This window comes from Gemella sp. 27098_8_155 (assembly GCF_041433725.1).
GTDB classification, from domain to species: domain Bacteria; phylum Bacillota; class Bacilli; order Staphylococcales; family Gemellaceae; genus Gemella; species Gemella haemolysans_D.
On sequence record NZ_JAPWCA010000011.1, the window covers coordinates 41771 to 64310 of the forward strand.

Consider the following 22540-nt stretch of genomic DNA (forward strand, 5'->3'; position numbering starts at 1 on the left):
TAACATAAAACAAAAAAACTAGCTGCTTTTAGAGGTTGTATACTAAATCCGGGGCATGGAAAAATTCCAGCCCCGGATTTCAATTTTTATATACAAAAAGACAAATATCCAATATAATTAAAGTGTAGAAAAATAATTAACTAAGAAAGGATATTTGTCATGTCTAATTTTATCACAAATTTACTATTAATAAAAGACCAAAATATAACTATGGATGATAAACTTGATTTAATTAATGTAGATGGTCAAGATACATTCGTATTTCATGGGACTTTATCATACAATCCAAAGTGTTGTACAAACTGTGGTTGTATAAAAGAAGGAAATAATATAGTTAAAAATGGATTCACAGATCCATTAAAAGTAGCTTTATTAAAGATATCAGAATGCCCTACATATCTACGATTAAAGAAACAACGCTTTAAATGTAAAGAATGTAATTCTAAGTTTTGTGCTGAAACATCATTTGTACAAAAACACTGCAGTATATCTAAAAATCTTATATTTCACATTATGAAGAATCTTTCTAAGACAATATCATTTAAAGATATAGCTGAATTAAGTAATGTATCAGTATCTACAGTAGTAAGAGTAATGAAATCATGTAGAGAAGCCGTAGAAGTTAAGACTCATTCAAACCTACCAGAACACCTATGTTTTGATGAGATAAAGTCAACTAAAGATAGTAAAAATGGAATGAGCTTCGTATTCTTAGATGCTAAAACACATGATTTTATAGATATTGTAGATGGAAGAACACAACATATATTAAAACAATACTTTATGAGATATCCAAGGAAAGTAAGAAAGAAAGTAAAAACAATCTGTATAAATATTTACCCTCCTTATATGAATATGATTAGAGAGATGTTTCCTAACGCTAAAATAATTATAGATAGATTCCATATGGTACAAAATATTAATAGAGAATTAAATAAAGCTAGAGTAAGATTAATGAATCAATATAAGAATAAAAAAGGTTCTACTTACACTATTTTAAAGAACTTCTGGAAAGTAATATTAGAAGATAGAGATAAAGTAAATTCAACAAAAACATTCTATTCTAGAAGCTTTAAACGCTATGTAACCAGAAAAGAAGTATTAGATTATATATTAGCTATAGATGATGAATTTACAGCTAGCTATGAGAGAGTGCATGAGATAAGAGAAGCTATTAAGGCTAAAGCTTCTGTAGAATTAGAGAAATATATAGATATGAATACTAGAGGATTATCTAAAGGTGTATCTAAAGCTATAAATACTATGAAAAAGCACAAAGAGTATATGCTTAATGCTGTTAAATATAAGTATTCTAATGGCCCATTAGAAGGATTTAATAATAAAATAAAACTACTAAAGAGGGTATCATACGGATACTCTAGTTTTAGTAATTTCAGATTGCGTATTTTAATTATGTCTAGATTATTTGTTTCTGAGTATAAAAATAATGTCAAACTTAAAGAAAACAAGAAAAAATCTAAGCAGCAAAATGCTGCCTAGATTTCATTTCCTATTTTTCTCCATGCCCCGAATTTGACAAAGAGCCCTTTTAGACTATATTAGCCCTCAAGCAACTATTTCTTATTCATTATTTTTCTTTATCTTCTTTTTCTTTATCTTCTTTTTCTTTATCCACTTTTGGTTGTTCTGTTGCTGCGACAACTCGCATATTTAGAAGTCTATCGTATAGCATTATAGGATTCTTACGTTTAAGTACATATTTCTCATATAACCAGAATATTGCAGAAACTGGTACTGCACCCCAACCAATAGTAACTTTAATTAAGAATTCTCTAATTAAATATCTAGAAAATTCGATTTTCTTATTATCTGTAGGCACTATTCTTATTTTAAGAAGTTTTTTCCCGATAGTTTGACCTTGCCATTTATGCGGTAGGTATCCATATAAAAGAATTGCGAAAATAACTATTGAAAGTGTCATATATAATGCGTTTCTTTCGTTTTCCGCTCCACCTTGTGCACGTAAGTTTACAGTAGAATATTGGAAAATAATCGCTATTGGTAAGTAAATACCTAAGTCAATTAAATACGCAATTAAACGTTTTATAGGCGAAGCTTCTTCACCGTGTACATCTAATAATGGTTCAGCTGTTGGTGCTGAAATATCATTTAAAGTTGGTTTTATATTTCTATCATTATAGCTATATGAACTATTTTTTTTAATTTTCTTAACCATAGTTCACCTAGGCTTCTAAGTCAACGTTGTGGTATACTTGTTGAACATCTTCACAATCGTCAAGCATTTCTAACATTCTTTCGAATTTAGCTTTATCTTCTTCGCTTAATGTTACTTCGTTTTGAGGAATCATTGAAATTTCAGCAACTTCAAATTCTTCGATTCCAGCTGCTTTAAGAGCTTCTTGGATTTCGTGGAAGTTTTCTGGTTCACCATATACTAATGTTAACTCATCTTCTTCAATAATATCACGAGCATCGATATCAGCTTCCATAAGAATTTCTAATAATTCATCTGCACTCTTACCTTCAACACCGATAACTGCAGTGTTATCGAACATGTAGTTAACAGAACCAGTAACACCTAAGTTACCTCCATTTTTACCTAATGCTGTACGCACTTCAGCAGCTGTACGGTTAACATTGTTTGTAAGTGTATCGATGATAACCATTGTTCCACTTACACCGAAACCTTCATAACGTAATTCATCGTAGTTCTCTTCACTTCCACCTTTTGCTTTTTCAATAGCACGGTCAATAATGTTTTTAGGAACACGGTAAGTTTTCGCTCTTTCTAATACTACTTTTAGATTTCTGTTACTTTCTGGATCTGGTTCTCCAGTTTTTGCAGCTTGGTAAATTTCACGTCCAAACTTAGCATAAATCTTACTAGTATTAGCGTCTTTTGCCGCTTTTTTTTCTTTAATATTATTCCATTTACGACCCATAGTCTTTTAATCTCTCTTTCTTTATATAAATATTTTCCATAATAGTAATTTCCCTCACCAAAAAACGGCTAGAAAGTTATTACATACCACTCTATATTACTATATTTAGCTTATTTTTTCAAGCATCGACTAAGTAATTTAGCTATCTTCTTTTAAATTTTATCTCAATATTAAATATGGTTATTTTCTAGCTAAACTTTTCCCTTATCGCAAGTTTTAAAAATAAAAAAATTCGGCATATAAGAAAATTCTTATACACCGAATCTATTAAATAACGAATGTTATTATTTGTAGTCTGGTAATTTGTTAAATTCAGCTTCATCAACGTTTGTTAATTTAACGATCCAAGATTCTTTTGGATCAGCTGAGTTTAATACAGTTGGCTCTTCTTCAGCTTTTTTGTTGTATTCTACTACATCACCAGCTAATGGTGCGTTAACGTCTAATACAGTTTTTGATGCTTCTAAACGTAAAATAACATCGTCTTTTGCTAATTTTTCATTTTTTGAAAATTCTACGAATCCTACAGTACCAACGTCATCTTGTAATTCAGCTGTTGGTCCAACAATGTAAACTCCTTCGTTCTTTTCAATCCATAAAGCTTTTGCTAATTTTTTCATTTTACAACCTCTTTCTTTCTTTTTTATAAGTTTTCTTGAGTATCAATGTTCTAATTTAACACTGATTTTTTACTGAAGTGACCATTATACAACATAAATAAAAAAAAATCAACAAAAATTTTAATTCTACAGAAATTGATTTTTAATTTCAATTAGAACTAAAAACTGATAAGTCACTGCGTCAAGATATCATTTAATATTTACCTTAACTCAATATCAAATCTACTAATTCTTGTGCTTCTACTTTTCCGAAATAATGAGCTAAGTCTATACTTTCTAATACTTCTAGCAAGTCCTCTTCTTTTACCCTTACTCCGATTAGTTTCTCCTCGACATCACCGACATTACCTTTTCCGAAAAAATCACCATAAATCTTAGCTTTTATAATTCGTCCCACTTCTACTTCCAGATTAAACTCAACAGTTCCTACCCCTAGTCGTGCATCTCTATTATAGTTATAACGTGGTGATTTCCCGTAGTTCCAGTCCCAGTTTTGATATTTCTTAGCGAGTAATTCGTCAATCGCTCGCCAATCATCTTCTGTCAGTTCATAGCGTTTTATATCTTCTATTCTTTCGCAATCAAACAAGCGACATAGGTATAAATCTTTGAACTCTACTACAGATAAATTTCTATATTCCTCATCTAAATATTTTCTAAGACCTGTAACTCTACTTCTTACCGAATCTATACCTTTCGACTCAATTTTCTTACGATTAGGTGTTAGTACATTGACCATAGCTTCATAGTTAACATCTAAGAGCAGAGTGTATCCTCCATAAATCTTACCATTAACAAGAGTCATCGCAGCTCCACTAACCTTCTTACCATCAACAACAAGGTCGTTTCGTCCTGTTTGTTCTACCTTACTCACACCAAGATCATATAATATATTTACCGCAGGTTCATAGAATTTTTTGAAGTTACCATAAACATTACTATCACCATTCATAATAAGGCAAATATTCACAGCTCCTTCATCCAAAAACACTGTTCCCCCACCTGTATCACGTCTAACAAGGGTTATACCATGAGATTTCATGTACTCATGATTAATCTCTTTTTCGGCATTTTGGAAAAGACCAATCTGTACCTTTGGTTTGCAACAATAAGGAAATATTATATCCTCATCCAAATTCAACTTATTAAGCACATGAACCTGTATCGCTAAAGCTACCGCTCCATCGTAAATATATTGTCCATCTCTTATCGGCTCTATTAAATACATAAGCACTCCTCATTTTTTCACACTACAACATAAACAGCTACTATTATTCAAGTTCAACTTATAATAGTAGCCGCTTTGCCTTAATAGTCTTTTATTCTTTAATTACTACTTCACCCCTATATTGTAGCGAGCTTCCTATTAGTAATTTTCTTCTAATTTTCTAAATTCATCTCTCGTATGTTGTGGCAAACTCTTACCGTAGTCCATCATAAGCACAATATCTTTAAATGCAGCTTTCGGAATAGCTAAACTTTCGATATCTTCCACACCTACATTTAAATTAATATCTTCCTCTCGATTTTCTTGAAATTTAACTACAAAATCTGGTTCAGCAACAAAGATGCTAGATAAACCTACCATCTCAGCATGCATAATAGCTTCACGGCTTTTTTCTATACTATTAATTCCACCAGTCGCCATTAACGGAATACGTCCCGCTAGGTGTTCATGGACTACTTCATTAATCAAACGCCCCTCATTAGGTCCTTCAGCACGAACTTTATTCAGATAAATATTTTGTCCCCAACTCGCTATCGCAATATAAGATAATGGCACTCTTTCTAGTATCCAATCTGTAAGTTGATTAAATTCTTCCACAGTGTAACCTATTATCGCACCACGTGTTTCTTCCGGGGTTGCTCTATATCCTAAAATAAAATCCTCAGGCGCTTCATCTTTTATAACTTCATATACCGCTTCAAAAACTTCGAGTATAAATCTAGCTCTATTTTCTAGTGAATCTACACCATACTTATCATGGCGTTTATTCGATACCGTTGAGAAAAACGTCTGTAGCATTAGTTTTTGAGCTGTAGATATTTCTATCCCTGCAAAACCCGCGCGTATAGCTCTTCTTGTAGCATCTTTATATTTTTGTTTAATCACATTAACCATCTCATGAGACAACTCTTCTACTTCATGTTCAAACGGAAGGTGCAACTTCAATTTACTTGGACCATAAACTTTATGATTTACCCCATAGTAATTAGCACCCGCACCCGAATAAGTTAGTTGTAAAATAGCTTTGGCTCCAGCGTCTTGCATAGCATCCGCCATCTTAGTAAGTCCTGGAATACAACTATCATCATGTGCGCCGAAACCAAACTCGAACAATTGTCCATCTACATCAACATAAGCCGCCCCTGTTATCTGTAATGGAGCTGACTTAGCTCGTCTTAACGCATAATCTAAGTCTTCTTTTGTGATAATTCCATCTTTTGTAGAAGAATTAGTCGTCATCGGCGACAGCACAAACCTATTTTCTAACTGAACACCATTTGCTAGTTTTATGGGAGTTAATAATTTTTCCACAAACTCACACCTCTTTTACATAGTTTGTAAAACTAGCTTAAGATTAAATCTACTAATTCTTTAGCTTCTACATTACCGAAGTAGAATGATAGATCAATACTTCCTAAAGCTTCAAGTAAATCTTCTTCTTTAACCCTTACTCCGATAAGTTTTTCCTCTACATCACGTACGTTACCTTTACCGAAGAAGTCTCCGTAGATTTTCGCTTTCGTAATGCGTCCTTCTTCAACCTCTAAACTGAAATCAACTGTTCCGATCGCAAGGTGAGCATCACGGTTATAGTTATAACGTGGTGATTTTCCGTAGTTCCAATCCCAGTTACGGTATTTTTCATCTGCTAATTTTTCAATTGCAGCCCAGTCTTCATCAGTAAGTTCATATCTTTTCGCATCTTTGATGTCTTCGATTCCCATTAATCCACAGATGATTAAGTTTTTGAATTCATCGATTGTTACGTTTTGGTATTCAGGTTTTAATAGTTCACGCATACCCATTACACGCGCTCTTACTGATTCAATACCTTTTGATTCAATTTTTTTACGGTTTGGTGTTAAAGCATTAACCATCGCTTCATAGTTTACATCTAAAAGTAATGAATATCCTCCGTAGATTTTACCACGTACTAATGTCATCGCAGCTCCACTTACTTTTTTTCCACGAGCAGTTAAATCGTTACGCCCTCTTTGTTCAACTTCTGTAGCTCCTAAGCTGTGAAGTACGTCTACTGCTGGTTGATAGAATTTTTTGTAGTTTCCGTACACATCAGTATCCCCTGGCATTAAGAAACATACGTTGACAGCACCGTTATCAACGTACACAGCACCACCACCTGTATCACGACGTACTAGGATAATATCTTTTTCCTTCATGTATTCGTGGTTTACTTCAGTTTCAGCATTTTGGAATAATCCGATTTCTACTTTTGGTTCACAGTAATATGGAAAGATTACAGTTTCATCAATATCGATGTTGTTAAGCACGTAAACTTGCATCGCCATTACTAGCGCTCCGTCTGGTAAATATTTTCCGTTTCTAATTGGTTCTATTAAATACATAATTTATTCTCCTTTATTTGTTAATTTTTTTAAATGTATTTTTTAGCTAATATAATTTTATTTAAAGAGTAGTTTGTAACTTTTCTCAGCAATTTTTCTTCAACAACTCTTCAACATCTAGCGTTAACTCTTTACTATTCTGGTTAAACCATAACACCCTTGAAGCTATTCTTTCAGGGAATTGGTATTTCTTCTGATTCATAGTAATCATCAACGCTTTTTGATTTTTATCTAACTCTCTATAAAATGGATATTTTATAAACTGAGGTGTCGTAAATCCTACTCCTATTTCTATAAATAATGTTTTCTTATCACGATTTTTTTCTAAAAATTCATTGTACTTATCTAGATGTTCGAAAAAGATTGGATCTTCTACCATCCCCTTTTCAGCATTACGTTTATTAACTTCAAGTGGTGCACCACATTCCGGACATAATGGAATAGACCTGTAGTCAACTTCCATATTTTCTTGCTCAACAGCCAACCTACGCATTAAAGCTTCATCTTGATATGTTTTCGCATGGCAATGTTTACTGCACTGCATAAGCCCGTACTTCCCTTGAATATGGAAGACCTTATCCATATCGTAACCAGCAACATCGAAGGCATTATCCGCATTTGTCGTAATAATATGATAGTTTTTATCCTTTAGAATGTTTTTTAAGGCTACGTAACTCGCTCCGACAGGTTGATCAAAGTAATTTAATAAGACAAAACGACTTTGAAATGCCCAATATTCTTGTGAACTAGGAAAATCAAATAGACTCGCCTGTAACATATCTAAAAACTTATATTTTTCCACAAAGTCTTTGAAATTACTCGTAAATCTCTCTCCTATGTAGGTGAATCCATCCGCAGCTGACATTCCTGCTCCTATTCCTATGACTATCGCCTCAGCTTCTTCTATTAACTGTGCTAATTTTTCGGCATTGTTTACTTCTAACTCTATCGCCTTCCAAGTCATTAATTTTTCTCCTCTTTTTCCATTAGCTCTTTTGCTAAAATCTCTATAATATTTTTTCTTCTTTCTATAGTTGGTACTAAAGGTATACACATAAGTTCTTTTAACTCTAATTCTATAGCTAAATCTCTAAGTTTTTCTACTACAACATCCTTTGTCCCCCAAACTAAACGTGTTCTATTCTTTTCTACTTTTTCTTTATCAATTTCAGCAATTTCATACTCTTTTGCTGTATTTATACTAGGGAATCTATCAAATTCTGTAAATTCTTTCTTACCAAGAAGCCATACATCTAAACAACGTACTAAGTTTTGTACCTCTTCTTCATCTTCCCCTATCGCAATAAACACGGCAACCACGTCTTGTGGTGTTTTTTGTTGTTCAAGCATCTTTGTACGATAAGTTTGTAAACATCTTTTTGCTGTTTCTATATAGTCTACAGCTTGATTAAAGAATAGACCATAAACATAGTTTTGACCTAACTCTGCGGCTAAATTCGCACTTTTCTCACTAGTTGATAGTAGCCACATTGGATCAACCTTTGCTTCTGGTGGTTGCACTAATATTTCATTTCCCGTAAGAAGCTCCAGCAATTTCGTACAACTTTCATTGTATTCATCTCGTGTTATCGGTGTAGTATCCATCAGTTTTTGAACTACTTTAGTTCCAGGATTATTACCTATACCTAGATTCACCCTATTTGGATACAAAGCACTAAGAAGTTTTATCCATTCGCTAATTTTATATGGTGTATAATGAGGAATCATTATTCCACCTGAACCTATTTGTATTTTTTCTGTATTTTGCAAAAGGTGCAACATAAGTAGTTCTGGGCTACTGCTCGCAAGAGCTGGTACCTGATGATGTTCAGCCATCCAAAAACGACTATATCCCAACTTTTCTGCTAAACGAGCTAGCTCCGTACTTTCTTCTATAGCCTCTAATGCAGTTTTCCCTTCATCTACAATAGCATAATCTAAAATACTAAGTTTCATAGTATCATCCTCTTATATTTTATCTTATTTTATATAACTTCAAATATCTATTTTCTTCTTTTTAGTATTTTATTTCTCACTCTTCAATTTATTTTTACCTTTTTATATACTTAATAATCTGATATAATAAATTATAAGAAAACCTTTTCTGAAATTACGAACTTATTATATCATATTTTCAGCAAAAGTACACATACCTAGCACCACTACTTTAAATTTTTTATAAAAAAATTATAGTAACTTAATCTACTGAATCTACCTTTAATTTACATAATTTTAGATAATATCAGCAGTTTATTTTCTATAGTATTTTTTATTGTTGTATATTTTTTGGTATAGTTGTATGTTATTTACATTACTTAAAGAGGTATTTTTTATGGAATCAAAATTATTAACACCTGTCAAACTGGCTAATGGAATAGAACTTGAAAATCGTTTTGTTCTTTCTCCGATGACTACAAACTCATCTACCGCAGAAGGCTTCATTACAGAAGAAGATCTTCTTTACGCAAAAAGACGAAAAAATACAGCACCCTTACAAATTACCGGCGCTGCCTATATAAATCTAGAAGGACAACTTTTTGAATATGGTTTTAGCGTTCATGATGATGCATGTATTCCTGGTTTAACAAAAATGGCAAAAGCTATGCAGTCTGGTGGAGCAAAAGCTATCTTACAACTTACTCATGCCGGTCGTTTCGCTAATCACTATGTTACTACTAACAAACGCGCCGTCGGTCCAAGTTATATGGAATTAAACTCACCTGTAGAACACATCGTTCATCCCCTTTCTATAGAAGATATACAAAAAATAAAAGAAGATTATAAGCGTGCTACGAGCCGTGCTATCGCAGCTGGTTTTGATGGTATCGAAATATCTAGTGCTCAACGTCTTTTACTACAAACATTCTTTTCTACCTTCTCAAACGAACGCCACGATGAATACGGAGTAGATACGTTAGAAAACCGTTCACGTTTCATCCTTGAAGTTTTTGAAGAAGTATATGAAGTAATAAAAAAAGAAGCACCAAAAGACTTTATCTTCGGTTATCGTGCAACACCTGAAGAAACACGTGGTGAAGAAGTCGGTTATACAGTTGAAGAATTTAATCAACTTACAGACTGGTTATTAGAAAGAGTGCCTCTATCATATATGGCAATCGCAAGTTGGGGGCAAAACATTTATTTAAATACAGTACGAGCAGAAGGTCCACACCATGGAAGACTTATTAACGAAGTAGTCTATGAACACTTAAATGGAAGAATACCATTAATCGCATCAGGTGGTATCAACACTGTGGAAAAATGTGAAGCTGCAATTTTGCATGCTGATATGATTGGTTTATCTTCTCCATTTGTCGCAGAACCAGATTTCGTTGAAAAACTAAAAGCAAATCATATAGAAGATATAAATCTAAATGTCGGTATTGAAGACATAGATCGTTTAGCTATTCCTAAAGCTGCGTTTAAAGATATCGTGCTTATGATGGATTACGGACGTTCACTACCACAACACACTAGGGATGAATTTAGAAAGTTAGAAGAAAATTATTAAATTATATAAGTTAGAAGAATCTCGAAGACTAAGGTTTCAAAAATCTTGTTTTTGGAGGTTCTTTTTTTTATATTACTTTTATGTTATGATAATTCTGTAATTTTATTTTTTCTTTATTAAACTGTATAAATTTTATTATATTCTATTTTTATTACTTTTTACAGAAATACTATTTAAACGTTAAATATACAAAATTATCATTTACATAACCTTTGTAACATAAATTTAATATTTAAATTTTTTTAAACATTTATCTATCTTTATTAAGTGTTATGTTTATATTTTTATCAATATAATCAGCAGTTTAAAAACACTTGTATTAATACGTTTACATTTTATTTTTCATTTATTTATGTTCGTTTTTTATATAATTATATTTGTTTTATAATTATCACTTTTTACGCTTTACTATATAATTATAAAGTTACATTAATTACCAAACCTCTTGTTTTAACATTTTTCTTTTAGTATAATAACAATTACCAATACACTAATTGTCTCTTTATGTCTTTTTACAGAGTAAAATCAAACATTTTGAGAACATAGTCATTATTATTTTTTTAGAAAAAGGGGATTTATTTTATGACAACACAAAGAAAATATTCATTACGTAAATTTAAGGTAGGGGTAGCTTCTGTTCTTGTTGGTATCGGTGTTGCAACTACTGGAGCAGCTGTAGCTCACGCTGGCGAAGCACCAGCAGCTACTGCAACACAACCTGCAGATGGAAGTGCAAACACAACACAACCTGCAGAAACTGGAACTGCTAACGCATCTGGAACTACTGAGGCGCCTAAATCAGAAGTTACAAGTCCAGAAATTAAACAAGCTGAAGCTGACGCTAAAAAAGCTGAAGAAAAAGTTACTGAAGCTCAAGCAAAAGTAGATACAACTACTACTGCAGCTAACGAAGCAAATACTAAATTAGAAGCTGAGAAAAAAGAAGCTGCTGATGCTGATGCTGCAAAAACTAAAGCTGCTGAAGCTAAAAAAACTGCAGATGATGAATTAGCTGCTGCTAAAGCTAAAGCTGCTGATGCTGACGCTAAAGCTAAAGAAGAAGCTAAAAAAGAAGAAGACGCTAAGAAAGAAGAAGCAGACTCTAAAGATGCCTTATCAAAAGCTTTAGATCAATTAGAAAAAGATATCGATGCTGATACTAAGATTACAAATAAAGAAGAAGCTAAAAAAGCATTAGGTAAAGAAGATATTTTAGCTGCCGTTGAATCTGGTGATTTAAAAGCTAGTGATGTTCTTGCTGAATTAGCAGATGATAACGAAAAAGCTGAAGCTAATAAAGAAACTGAGAAAAAATTAAGAAATAAAGACCAAGCTAATGAAGCTAACGTTGCAGCAACTCCAGCTGAAGAAGCTAAAACTAAAGATCAACTTCCTAAAGACGTTAAAGCTGGAATCGAAAAAGCTGAAAAAGAAGATGCTGCTCGTCCTGCATCAGAAAAACTTCAAGATAAAGCTGATGATTTAGGTGAAGAAATCGATGCTCTTAAAAAAGATACTGATGCATTAAAAGCTGAAGAAGATAAAAAAGCTGAAACTCTTAAAAAACAAGAAGACACATTAAGAGAAGCTAAAGAAGCATTGAAATCTGCTAATGATAATGGTTCTGATGCTGATATCGTTGCTTCATTAGATAAAGCTGTTAAAGCTATCGAAAAAGCTAAAGATGCTGCCCAAGATGCATTTGATAAAGCTGCTTCAGATACTAAAGTTTATGCTGACGAACTTAACAAACTTACTGATGAGTACAATAAAACTCTAGAAGAAGTGAAAGCTGCTAAAGAAGAAGAAGCTAAAAACCCACCTAAAAAAGAAGAACCAGCACCTGAAGCTCCAAAAGAAAAAACAGAAGCTGAAAAAGCTGCTGAAGCTAAAAAAGAAGCTGACGATAAAGTTGCTGAATTAGAGAAAAAAGTTGCTGAAGAAGCTAAAAAAGTTGAAGAAGCTACAACTAAAGCTAAAAAAGAAGCTGACGATGTAACAGCTGCTCAAACTAAAAAAGATGAAACTGATAAAGCTAAAGCTGACGCTGAAGCTGAATTAGCTAAAGCTAAAGAAGAGGCTGAAAAAGCTAAAACTAAAGTTGAAGAACTTAAAAAAGAAGAAAAAGATAACTTAGAAGCTCTTAAAGCTGCTTTAGAGCAACTTGAAAAAGATGCAGAAGCTGAAATTAACAAAAATACTAAAATCACTGACAAAGCTAAAGCTATCGAAGAAGCTAAAGCTGCAATTGGTAAAGACGCTTTACTAAAAGCTATCCAAGATGGTGTTATCACTGCTACACAAGCTGCTAAAGAATTAGAAGATCAAAATACGACTGCTGAAGCTACTAAAGATCAAGATTCTCAAGCAGACGAAATCGGTGCTACAAAACAAGAAGGTAAACCTTTATCTGAGCTGCCAGCTGCCGATAAAGAAAAATTAGATGCTGCTTATAACAAAGAAGCTTCTAAACCAATCGTTAAAAAACTTCAAGATATCGCTGATGATATAGCTGAAAAAATCGAAAAATTAACTAAAGTAGCTGATAAAGACAAAGCTGATGCCACTGAAAAAGCTAAAGTAGTAGAAGAAAAAACTGTAGCATTAGATAAACAAAAAGAAACTTTAGACAAAGCTAAAGCAGCGTTTGAAACAGCTAAGAAAAACAAAGCTGATCAAGCTATTCAAGATGGATTACAAGATGCTGTAACTAAATTAGAAGCAGCTGTTGCTTCTGCTAAAACTGCTGCTGACGAAGCTCAAGCTAAATTTGACGAAGTTAACGAAGTAGTAAAAGCTTATAAAGATGAAATTGATAAACTAACTGACGATTACAACGCAACTTTAGGTTATATCGAAAACTTAAAAGAAGTTCCTAAAGGTGAAGAATCTAAAGACTTCAGTGGTGGAGTAAGTGATGAAGAAGCACCTACTGATGATGCTAAACAACCTGATGAAGTTCCAACTGTTCCTAACGCTCCTGAGTTTAACGGTGGAGTAAACCCTGCAGATGCTCCAACGGCTGAAGAAAAACCAGAGTTCAATGGTGGAGTAAACGATGAAGAAGCGCCTACAACTGAAAATACTCCTGAGTTTAATGGTGGAGTAAACCCTGCAGATGCTCCAACGGCTGAAGAAAAACCAGAGTTCAATGGTGGAGTAAACGATGAAGAAGCGCCTACAACTGAAAATACTCCTGAGTTTAATGGTGGAGTAAATGATGGAGAAGCACCTACAACTGAAAATACTCCTGAGTTCAATGGTGGTGTAAACGATACAACACCTCCTACTGAACCTAACAAACCTGAAGGAGACGCTCCAAAACCAACTAAACCTGAAGCTTCAAATGGTGATGCACTTGTACAACCTGCACTACCTGAGTTCGGTGCAAACAATCCTGAATTCAAAAAAATCTTAGATGAAATTGCTAAAGTAAAAGAACAAATCAAAGACGGTGAAGAAAACGGTGCTGAAGATTATTACCTTGGAGGATTAAAATCTCGTTTAGAAGATTTAGAAGAAGCTTTCAATATCTTATCTCAAAATCTTCCAGCTGTTAATGAAGTTCCAGAATACACAGGACCTACAACTTTAGAAACTCAACCAAACACTCAACCTCAGCCAACTCCTAGTAACGATCAAGGCGGAGCTGGACAACAAGGTGGCGGAGCTGCTGGTGAAGTAGTAGATCCTAGTCAAAACCTTGGATCAGTTAGTGGAGCCGCAGCTGCTCAAAACGTAGATTTCGGACAAACACCTGCTGTTACTCAACTATCTACAAAACCTGAAGAAGCTAAACCTGCAAAAGCTAAATCTGAAGAATTAGCAAGTACAGGTATGAATTCTTCTAGCACTACTGCATTAGGATTAAGCTTAATCGGGCTTATCGGACTTGCTGTAAGACGTAAACTTTCTAAATAGTCGATTAGTGTATAAAAAACTTTAAAGAGTATGGATTTTCCATACTCTTTTTATTTTGGTAAAAATAATAAAATGGATCCCCTTCGATAAAATTGATTTCTCCGAAATCATAATTTTCGAATCTCTTCCGCTTCCTTTTTCTTTCGTTAAATATGAAAAATAGCATAATAGTTATTTACTACTACGCTATTTTTTATATCAAAACCCTTACTGTCTAATCTTTCTTAGTTCTTGTAAGTCTAGCTACAAAACCAGTCAATAACAACATTAACATTCCTAAAATTGTAGTTTTTGGTTGTTCCATTCCTGTATTCGGTAACTTAGAGTTTTCTTTTTTATGAACTTCTGGTGTTGGTTTAATTTCACCTTTGTACACCTCTGGTACTTTTGGTTTTTCCGAAACTTCTTTCTTAGGAACTTCTGGAACTCGTGGCTGTTCTATTTTTGGTACATTCGGTTTTTTAGGAGTTTCTTTTGGTTTCTCTGGAGTCTTAGATATTTCTTTTGGAACTTCCGGTGTTTTTGGTTTCTATTTTGGAACTTCTGGAGTCTTAGGTGTTTCTTTTGGTTTCTCTGGCACTTTTGGTTTTTCCACTTTTTTATAAACAACCTTAGTATCCTTAGCTAAATCTTTTGGTACAACACTTTTTACTGTTGGTGTATAGCCTTTTAACTCTGGTACTGGTGTTTCCATTGCTTTTGTCGGATCTTTTAAGTCATTTAGATAGTCTGGCGTTGGGGCTTTCTCTATTAGATTACCTTTTTCATCTACAGGTACTATTTTTCCTAAATGTTTATACGTTACCGTATCTGTTACTTCTGGTTTTTCTGGTGTAACTTCTTTTCCGCCTGCTTGTTTTTTATCTGCAAAATATTTTTCCACTACTGGAACATCTACACTATTATATGTATGTGTTTTTTCTGCCCATTTAGTTTCTTTTGTTACTTCGTTCTTTTTACCTTTGAATTTATAATCATCTTGAACATTTGTTTTCGGTGTTTTACCTTCTACTCCAACAAATTCTACAACTTGTTTTGTTTTCACTTCAACATCAGTAAGTTTTTCTTTATATACTACTTTTGTATCTACTCCAGGATCTTTCGGTAATACACTGCTAACAGAAGCTTCATACCCTGCTAGCTCTGGTACTGGTGTTTCCATTGCTTTTGTCGGATCTTTTAAGTCATTTAGATAGTCTGGCGTTGGGGCTTTCTCTATTAGATTACCTTTTTCATCTACAGGTACTATTTTTCCTAAATGTTTATACGTTACTGTATCTGTTACTTCCGGTTTTTCTGGTGTAACTTCTTTTCCGCCTGCTTGTTTTTTATCTGCGAAATATTTCTCCACTACTGGAACATCTACACTACTATATGCATGCGATTTTTCTTTCCATGTAGTTTCTTTTATTTCATCATTATATTCACCTAAAAATTTGTAACCATCTTGGATGTTTGTTTTTGGTTCTTTTCCTTCTGCTCCAACAAATTCCACTACTTGTTTTGTTACTTTTTCTACATCATTTATATATTTTTCTACATCAAAAACAAGATTGTGCCCTGGAGCAAATTTATCAGCTTCAATGTTTATATTAGGGTCTACAGCTAATTTTCCATCTACTTCTTGAAGTTTAATTTTTATTCCAACTTCTTCTGATACGTAAGGTTTTTCCAAAAACTTTTGAACTACTATTTCTCTAGTTTCTACTCTATCTAATCCTTTATTTACAAATCTATAACCTTTTGGTAATTCTGGTAATGTTGTTAATCCAGCCCTTGTAGGATCGTTATTATCATTTTCGTAAATTTTTTCTGCAACTATTTCTTTAGTTTTTACATCACGGTATTTTATTTCACCTAATTCTACTAAATCTATATCAACTTCTTTTTCTACTTCATCCGGTGTCGCGGCGACTTTTGGAGCTTCTTTTTCTAATGCAAAGTACCCTGGAGTTACTGGTGTTGGAACTCTTGAAAGATCTCCTTTATCTACCACCGCATTATTTTTATCTACTACTTTATCAACGCCATCTGGATTTCCACCCTCAGGTACGCCTGATACTATTGGTGGTACACTTTCATTATTGGCATATACTCTATCATCTGAGTTTGCACCAGCTAAAATAAATAAACCTATTATGACTGATACAACACCTACACTATACTTTCTTATTGAAAATTTATTATTTGTCTTCATTTATTTCTCCTCCTATAAGTTACACCTATCGTGTAACTACTTTCATAGTTTTAGTATACACCTAGTAAAAATAATTGTCAATTTAATGTTCAAAAATAATTATACTTCCACCTTTATCTCCTCTTTGTTTAAATAGTTAACTAACCTCAAAGAGATTAACAGTTTATTTATGTAAACAATATTTTTTTATTAATATATATTGTAAACTTAATATATCTCTTATTATCAAAAACAATAAAAAATCAGGCTCTTCATAAGTAATGTAATTCTATTTTACATTTTCTTACTCTAAGTCTGATTTTTATTATTGAATTCTTGTTAATCTTTTTACTTTAGTTTGTACTACATTTAACGGTACCGCTTCTTTCGTTATAACACTAGTGTCTAATCCGAACCATTTCTCTGGAGTTACCGTTATTTTTTTCAGTTTTAATCTCAGTCCCATAATAAAGTTATCAAATGATGATAAACCGTTACTATTACCTAGTACCTCTTCTATCAATACGAATCTAAAGTCTCCGACCGTCTCAGCTTTTCCTCTTAAGTTGTACTTAGTAGGTTGTAGTTCTAATTCTTTATTCATCAACAAATCATCTATTACTTGATGCATAAACATATTTACCCTTTGGTGTTCTCTAAATCCTAAGTTAAAGGTGATCTTAAGTATTTTTTTATCACTAAATTTTGTAACCTTATACTCTCGTTTATAAGGTTTATCTATAACGTTAATATGTACGAAAAAGTAGACATTCGCTCTTTTCGGTTGTTTGTTTAATATAGAATACAATACTGCATAATCTACATCTTCTTCTCTTTTCGCACCTGTTAAATATACTAAGTTTGTTGCATATTTTGGTACACTTTTATCCATACTTAACTGAAGTAATTGTTTCGTATAATTTTTCACAGTTAAATATTGACTTTCTCTCTCTTTTATCTCTGTTCCTCTATACCAAATAAACATAATTATAAATATTAGTAATGCTATGAATACTGTAATGTACCCACCATTTACAAATTTTAAACTATTCGCATATAAGAAGAATAATTCTTCTATTCCGAAAAATATTAAGAAGATTACAGCAAAGAGTTTTTTACTTTTTACTTTATACAAGTAAATACTTAATAATAATGTAGTCACAAACATTGTTATACTAATACTTAAACCATACGCTGCTTCCATATTACTACTTGTTCTAAAGAATATTACTACACAGCTACTGCAGATAAAGAGTATTATATTAACCGCAGATACATAAACCTGTCCTTTTAATTCTGTTGGATATTTTATTATTAATTTTGGGAATAGGTTTAATTTTATCGCCTCTGAAATTAATGTGAAAGACCCTGTTATTAAACTTTGACTCGCTATTATCGCAGCTAATGTTGCTAGTATTACTTGAAATACTACAAAACTTTCTGGAACTATCGCAAAGAATGGATTTTTTTCTGAACTGTAATTTGTCGATAATAAATATGCTGCTTGACCGAAATAATTCGCAAGTAAGCATACTTTAACCACAAACCAAGCCATTCTAACATTTTTTCTTCCACAGTGACCTAAGTCCACATATAAATCCTCAGCCCCTGATACACATAAAAATACCGCCCCTAATAAGACGAATACTCCTGGATATGTAATTAATAGATTAAGCGCATATTTTGGATTGATAGCTTTTAATATTTCTGGTCTAGTACCTATTGATTTTACACCCCAGAAAAATAAAGATAAAAACCATAAACTCATTATAGGACCAAATAGCGATCCTATCTTTTTCGTTCCAAATCTTTGAAATGAAAAGATAAAGATAAAAATCATCAACACTAAAATTATTACATCATTTGTGTTTATAGCTGGAATTATATCATGCAATCCCTCAACTGCCGATGTCACTGTAATTGCTGGTGTTATTATTCCATCCGCAAGAAGTGTAGCTCCGCCTATCATCGCTAAGAGAACAACTCCTCGTTTAGTTCTATTTTTTATTAAAGCAAATAATGAGAATACTCCACCTTCACCATTGTTATCAGCCTTTAATGCGATTAATACATATTTTGTCGTCGTTTGTAAAGTCATTACCCAAAATATTAAACTAACGAATCCTAATACGAGATTTTCACTCATCATAGCGTCACTACTACGGACGAATGATTTCATAACATAAAGCACGGAGGTTCCTATATCCCCAAATATTATTCCAATAGTTATTATTACACCAAGAAAAGTCAATCTTGATTTATCCATTTTTATACCCTCTTATAAAATAATTGAAATTATATCACTTCTATAAAATAAGTAATATAATTCTCACATACTATTATATTCCTCTTACGAAGAAAGTCAATAGTAAGTATCTTATATAATTAATTTTAATGAAATGTCGAAATCATGTATACACTACCTTTTTCCTCTTTCATATCAATATAACACCTTAAATTATTTAATTTAAACAACACCCACTCATTATCCTATAAAAAATATCAAAAATACCTTTAAATTAATTTTGAAAACTTTTACTTTAACACTTTACAAACCTATTTAAAAAGTGTTAAAATTAAGTTAACAAAATTTAACACATTAAATTTAAAAGATAGATTTTTATGTATAAAGGGGTGCTATTATGTTAATAAAAAGTAAAAAAGTTTGGTCAAGCGGACAATTTCTTCCTCTTATTTTAGAAATAGAAGATAAAAAAATAACTGCCGTTTATGACTATGATGCATTCGATAAAGTAGATTATGATTTTGGAACTAACCGTATTTTGCCTGGATTTATAGATGTTCATACACATGGTGCGTACGGTTATGATACTAATGATGTTAATGAAGATGGACTACGTAATTGGACAAAAAATATCGTTTCTGAAGGTGTAACATCATTCTTACCTACTACAATTACACAAACTGAAGAAGTTCTTCTAAAAGCTGTCGCTAATGTTGCGAAAGTATACGAAGAAGGTTATGAAGGAGCTGAAATCTTAGGTATTCACTTCGAAGGTCCTTATCTTGATGTAGAAAAACGTGGGGCTCAACCGTTAAGTTGTATTCAAACACCGAGTGTTGAACAATTTAAAAAATTCCAAGCAGCTAGTAAAAACTTAATTAAACTTATCACTATCGCTTGTGAAAAAGATGTTGATTATAAACTTACTAAATATTTAGTAAGCCAAGGTATTTGTGTAAGTTTAGGTCACTCAGCTTGTAACTATAAAGAAAGTTATCTTGCATTTGCTAATGGTGCATCATCTCAAACTCACGTTTATAACGGTATGGTTGGTTTCCATCACCGCGATGGTGGCCAAGTAGGGTTTGCTCTACGCGCTCGCGATGCATATGGAGAGATTATTTGCGACGGTATTCACTCTACTACAGATGCACTTAACACATACTTCACAGCAAAAGGGCGTGACCATGGAATTATGATTACAGACTCACTTTGTGCAAAAGGTTGTGGTCGTGGTTCTTACATCTTCGGAGGAGAAAATATGGAAATATATGAAGATGGTAGTGCTCACCGTGACGATGGTCGTCTGGCAGGTTCTACACTTAGAGTTATCGATGGTCTACGCGTCTTAATAGAAGATGCTTTAGTTCCTGTAGATGCAGCAATTAACTCTTGTACAAAAAACCCTGCTGAAATGTTAGGTTTTGCCGATCGTAAAGGTAAAATTAAAGTGGGTTACGACGCTGACCTTGTTGTTATCAGTCCTGAATACGAAGTACTAACAACATTTGCACGTGGTAAAGAAGTTTATAAAAAAGAAGATTAATAAATAAGGAGTAATAATATGAAATACTTAGTTTTTAATTCTAAAAAAGAAGCTTCACAAGAAGCATATAAAATTATTAAAAGTTTAATAGATGACAATTCAACATTAGGGCTTGCAACCGGATCAACTCCAACAGATTTATACGAAGAGATGATCGCTGATTATAAAGCTGGCAACTTCAGCTATAAAAATATTAAATCTTATAACTTAGATGAGTATGTTGGAATTAGCTATGATCACCCTGAAAGTTATCATAAATTCATGGACACTAATTTATTCGATCATGTTGATATAAATAAAGAAAATACACACGTTCCTGATGCTAGTGCTGAAGACTTAGAAAAAGCTCTTAAATCATATCAAGAAGAGCTTAATAACACACAAATCGATGTTCAAATCCTTGGTGTTGGATCTAATGGACACATTGGTTTTAATGAACCTGGAACTTCATTTGAAGCTGGAGTGCACGTTGTTGATTTAAAACAAGAAACAATCGAAGCAAACTCTAGATTCTTTAATAATGATATTAACCTAGTACCAAAACAAGCTGTAACAATGGGGATTAAAGATATTATGCGCGCAAAACATATTATCTTATTAGCATTTGGAAAAGCAAAACAACAAGCGATAAAAAGTTTAATAGAAGGTGAAGAAATAACTGAAAATATTCCTTGTACCGTTCTAAAAAATCACCCTAGTGTTTATATACTAGTAGATAAAGAAGCAGACTTTAAATAATTAATAAAGTGGGAGTGACTCTCGACTAACCCTTCATACTAAGTCGAATCCTCCCACTAAAATAAATATATCGATGTAAGCGTTTGATTTTAAATTTTAAAATAGGGAGGTACAATAAATGAGTACACAACTAAAATGGACAAATATAGCTACCGTAGCAGCTCAAAAAGGCTACGAAAATAACATAGGTACAGCAGGATTAGTTAAAGGTGTTATCGGAAATAAATTAATTTTCGGTGGCGGTGCTAACTTTCCAGGTGGACTTCCTGTAGATGGAGGTGTTAAAGTAAATCATAAAGATGTATATCTATATGAAGAAACGCCTGAAGGAGTAACACTACTAGATCAAATTCAATTCGACTATCCTTTAGCATATGGACCAAGCGCAGTATATAACGATACTTTATACTATATTGCAAATAAATCTGAAACATCATCAGAAATTTTAGCATTCACTGTTGTTGATAATAAATTAAAAGTTGAAGTAGTCGACACTCTTCCACTTACTGTAGAAAATGTTATCGCTAAAGTTCATGATAATAAGCTATACTTTGGTATCGGATCTATTAACGGATCTAATAACAATGAACTTTATGCATATGATTTAGCAACTAAGAAATTTGAAGTATTCTCAGAATTTCCTGGGAAATTACGTAATCAAGCTGTAAGCTACGTATACAACAATGAACTTTATGTATATGGTGGTGGTTCTAGTGAAACTTATAACGATGGATATAAAGTTAACTTAGAAACTAAAGAATGGACTCAACTAGCTGATGTAGTAATCGATAATGAAGAAGTATCTCTATTAGGTGCTGATTGGGCACCATTAAACGACCATGAACTTCTAGTAATAGGTGGTTTCAATAAAGATGTTTGGAAAGATGCAGTATTTAACTTAACGACATTACAAGGTGAAGATCACGCAAAATACCGTGATGCATACTTCAGACGTCCTGTAAGCGACTATAAATGGAATAAAAAAGAATTAGTATACAACTTGAATGAAAACCAATGGTACCAATTAGGAGAAATTCCTTTTGAGGCACCTTGTGGACATGCTTTATTAGCTACAGATAATTACATATATTCTATTATGGGTGAGATTAAACCAGCAGAGAGAAAACCATATATTCATAGAACTAAAAAATAATAATAACTAAAGATACCCTATTTAAAATGTAGGGTATCTTTAATAATTTGTAAAATCACTCATATTTGAATTCTTTATTAAGAAAATAAAAAAAAGAACCTTCCAAAAGGAA

General features: G+C 32.7%; 17 protein-coding genes. 6 read left to right on the forward strand and 11 right to left on the reverse strand.

The window, feature by feature from the left end:
- The first annotated feature begins 159 nt into the window (after window positions 1–159).
- Complete coding sequence (locus O5Y44_RS05840) at window positions 160–1500, forward strand: ISL3 family transposase (RefSeq protein WP_371465701.1); 1341 nt, start codon at window positions 160–162, stop codon at window positions 1498–1500.
- A gap of 88 nt (window positions 1501–1588) precedes the next feature.
- On the opposite strand, the gene O5Y44_RS05845 is transcribed toward O5Y44_RS05840, so the two are convergent.
- The 8 genes from O5Y44_RS05845 to O5Y44_RS05880 all read right to left on the reverse strand — a co-directional run bounded on the left by O5Y44_RS05845 (window position 1589) and on the right by O5Y44_RS05880 (window position 9094).
- Window positions 1589–2197 (reverse strand): RDD family protein, encoded by a 609-nt coding sequence (locus O5Y44_RS05845; RefSeq protein ID WP_371465703.1) that lies wholly within the window; start codon window positions 2195–2197, stop codon window positions 1589–1591.
- Window positions 2198–2204: 7 nt separating this feature from the next.
- Window positions 2205–2924, reverse strand: coding sequence for a YebC/PmpR family DNA-binding transcriptional regulator (locus O5Y44_RS05850; protein WP_003144482.1), 720 nt, complete (start codon window positions 2922–2924; stop codon window positions 2205–2207).
- Window positions 2925–3208: 284 nt separating this feature from the next.
- The gene (locus tag O5Y44_RS05855) at window positions 3209–3544 is read right to left on the reverse strand and encodes a glycine cleavage system H family protein (RefSeq protein WP_060914166.1); all 336 of its coding nucleotides are present in this window, start codon (window positions 3542–3544) and stop codon (window positions 3209–3211) included.
- Window positions 3545–3749: 205 nt separating this feature from the next.
- Window positions 3750–4772, reverse strand: coding sequence for a lipoate--protein ligase (gene lplA, locus O5Y44_RS05860; RefSeq protein ID WP_371465705.1), 1023 nt, complete (start codon window positions 4770–4772; stop codon window positions 3750–3752).
- Between the two features lie 138 nt (window positions 4773–4910).
- Window positions 4911–6083 carry an NADH-dependent flavin oxidoreductase gene (locus O5Y44_RS05865; RefSeq protein ID WP_371465706.1) on the reverse strand — a complete coding sequence of 391 codons (1173 nt, stop codon included), beginning with the start codon at window positions 6081–6083 and terminating at the stop codon, window positions 4911–4913.
- A gap of 32 nt (window positions 6084–6115) precedes the next feature.
- Entirely contained in the window at window positions 6116–7138 is a 1023-nt protein-coding gene (lplA, locus tag O5Y44_RS05870; protein ID WP_371465707.1) for a lipoate--protein ligase, read from the reverse strand.
- An 85-nt stretch (window positions 7139–7223) separates the two neighbouring features.
- Window positions 7224–8102: an SIR2 family NAD-dependent protein deacylase gene (locus O5Y44_RS05875; RefSeq protein ID WP_371465708.1), complete on the reverse strand. Its 879-nt coding sequence runs from the start codon at window positions 8100–8102 to the stop codon at window positions 7224–7226.
- Window positions 8102–9094 (reverse strand): MsnO8 family LLM class oxidoreductase, encoded by a 993-nt coding sequence (locus O5Y44_RS05880; protein ID WP_371465709.1) that lies wholly within the window; start codon window positions 9092–9094, stop codon window positions 8102–8104. Before O5Y44_RS05880 ends, O5Y44_RS05875 begins: the two co-directional genes overlap by 1 nt.
- Window positions 9095–9470: 376 nt before the next feature.
- Here O5Y44_RS05880 and O5Y44_RS05885 point away from each other — a divergent pair, with 376 nt between their 5' ends.
- Together O5Y44_RS05885 and O5Y44_RS05890 are read left to right on the forward strand one after the other, a co-directional pair.
- Entirely contained in the window at window positions 9471–10649 is a 1179-nt protein-coding gene (locus tag O5Y44_RS05885) for an NADH-dependent flavin oxidoreductase (RefSeq protein ID WP_371465710.1), read from the forward strand.
- A gap of 582 nt (window positions 10650–11231) precedes the next feature.
- Window positions 11232–14570 (forward strand): SIALI-17 repeat-containing surface protein, encoded by a 3339-nt coding sequence (locus O5Y44_RS05890; RefSeq protein WP_371465711.1) that lies wholly within the window; start codon window positions 11232–11234, stop codon window positions 14568–14570.
- 214 nt (window positions 14571–14784) lie between these two features.
- Here the strand turns inward: O5Y44_RS05890 and O5Y44_RS05895 are convergent, their stop codons facing one another.
- The 3 genes from O5Y44_RS05895 to O5Y44_RS05905 all read right to left on the reverse strand — a co-directional run bounded on the left by O5Y44_RS05895 (window position 14785) and on the right by O5Y44_RS05905 (window position 19012).
- On the reverse strand, window positions 14785–14946 hold the full coding sequence (locus tag O5Y44_RS05895) for an LPXTG cell wall anchor domain-containing protein (RefSeq protein WP_371465712.1): 162 nt from the start codon (window positions 14944–14946) through the stop codon (window positions 14785–14787).
- Window positions 14947–15099: 153 nt separating this feature from the next.
- Complete coding sequence (locus O5Y44_RS05900; protein WP_371465713.1) at window positions 15100–16767, reverse strand: mucin-binding protein; 1668 nt, start codon at window positions 16765–16767, stop codon at window positions 15100–15102.
- A 304-nt stretch (window positions 16768–17071) separates the two neighbouring features.
- Window positions 17072–19012: a KUP/HAK/KT family potassium transporter gene (locus tag O5Y44_RS05905; RefSeq protein ID WP_271965663.1), complete on the reverse strand. Its 1941-nt coding sequence runs from the start codon at window positions 19010–19012 to the stop codon at window positions 17072–17074.
- A gap of 376 nt (window positions 19013–19388) precedes the next feature.
- Between O5Y44_RS05905 and nagA the strand changes: the two genes are divergently transcribed.
- From nagA to O5Y44_RS05920, 3 genes are all read left to right on the forward strand, one after another.
- Window positions 19389–20537: an N-acetylglucosamine-6-phosphate deacetylase gene (gene nagA, locus O5Y44_RS05910; RefSeq protein ID WP_271965662.1), complete on the forward strand. Its 1149-nt coding sequence runs from the start codon at window positions 19389–19391 to the stop codon at window positions 20535–20537.
- 18 nt (window positions 20538–20555) lie between these two features.
- Window positions 20556–21275: a glucosamine-6-phosphate deaminase gene (nagB, locus tag O5Y44_RS05915; protein WP_271965661.1), complete on the forward strand. Its 720-nt coding sequence runs from the start codon at window positions 20556–20558 to the stop codon at window positions 21273–21275.
- A 118-nt stretch (window positions 21276–21393) separates the two neighbouring features.
- Window positions 21394–22428 (forward strand): cyclically-permuted mutarotase family protein, encoded by a 1035-nt coding sequence (locus O5Y44_RS05920; RefSeq protein ID WP_371465715.1) that lies wholly within the window; start codon window positions 21394–21396, stop codon window positions 22426–22428.
- The last annotated feature ends 112 nt before the right edge of the window (window positions 22429–22540 follow it).

Coding starts and splice junctions, on each gene's coding strand:
- O5Y44_RS05840 (WP_371465701.1), top strand. CDS start 160: ATGTCTAATTTTATCACAAATTTACTATTAATAAAAGACCAAAATATA.
- O5Y44_RS05845 (WP_371465703.1), bottom strand. CDS start 2,197: ATGGTTAAGAAAATTAAAAAAAATAGTTCATATAGCTATAATGATAGA.
- O5Y44_RS05850 (WP_003144482.1), bottom strand. CDS start 2,924: ATGGGTCGTAAATGGAATAATATTAAAGAAAAAAAAGCGGCAAAAGAC.
- O5Y44_RS05855 (WP_060914166.1), bottom strand. CDS start 3,544: ATGAAAAAATTAGCAAAAGCTTTATGGATTGAAAAGAACGAAGGAGTT.
- lplA (WP_371465705.1), bottom strand. CDS start 4,772: ATGTATTTAATAGAGCCGATAAGAGATGGACAATATATTTACGATGGA.
- lplA (WP_371465707.1), bottom strand. CDS start 7,138: ATGTATTTAATAGAACCAATTAGAAACGGAAAATATTTACCAGACGGA.
- O5Y44_RS05875 (WP_371465708.1), bottom strand. CDS start 8,102: ATGACTTGGAAGGCGATAGAGTTAGAAGTAAACAATGCCGAAAAATTA.
- O5Y44_RS05880 (WP_371465709.1), bottom strand. CDS start 9,094: ATGAAACTTAGTATTTTAGATTATGCTATTGTAGATGAAGGGAAAACT.
- O5Y44_RS05885 (WP_371465710.1), top strand. CDS start 9,471: ATGGAATCAAAATTATTAACACCTGTCAAACTGGCTAATGGAATAGAA.
- O5Y44_RS05890 (WP_371465711.1), top strand. CDS start 11,232: ATGACAACACAAAGAAAATATTCATTACGTAAATTTAAGGTAGGGGTA.
- O5Y44_RS05900 (WP_371465713.1), bottom strand. CDS start 16,767: ATGAAGACAAATAATAAATTTTCAATAAGAAAGTATAGTGTAGGTGTT.
- O5Y44_RS05905 (WP_271965663.1), bottom strand. CDS start 19,012: ATGGATAAATCAAGATTGACTTTTCTTGGTGTAATAATAACTATTGGA.
- nagA (WP_271965662.1), top strand. CDS start 19,389: ATGTTAATAAAAAGTAAAAAAGTTTGGTCAAGCGGACAATTTCTTCCT.
- nagB (WP_271965661.1), top strand. CDS start 20,556: ATGAAATACTTAGTTTTTAATTCTAAAAAAGAAGCTTCACAAGAAGCA.
- O5Y44_RS05920 (WP_371465715.1), top strand. CDS start 21,394: ATGAGTACACAACTAAAATGGACAAATATAGCTACCGTAGCAGCTCAA.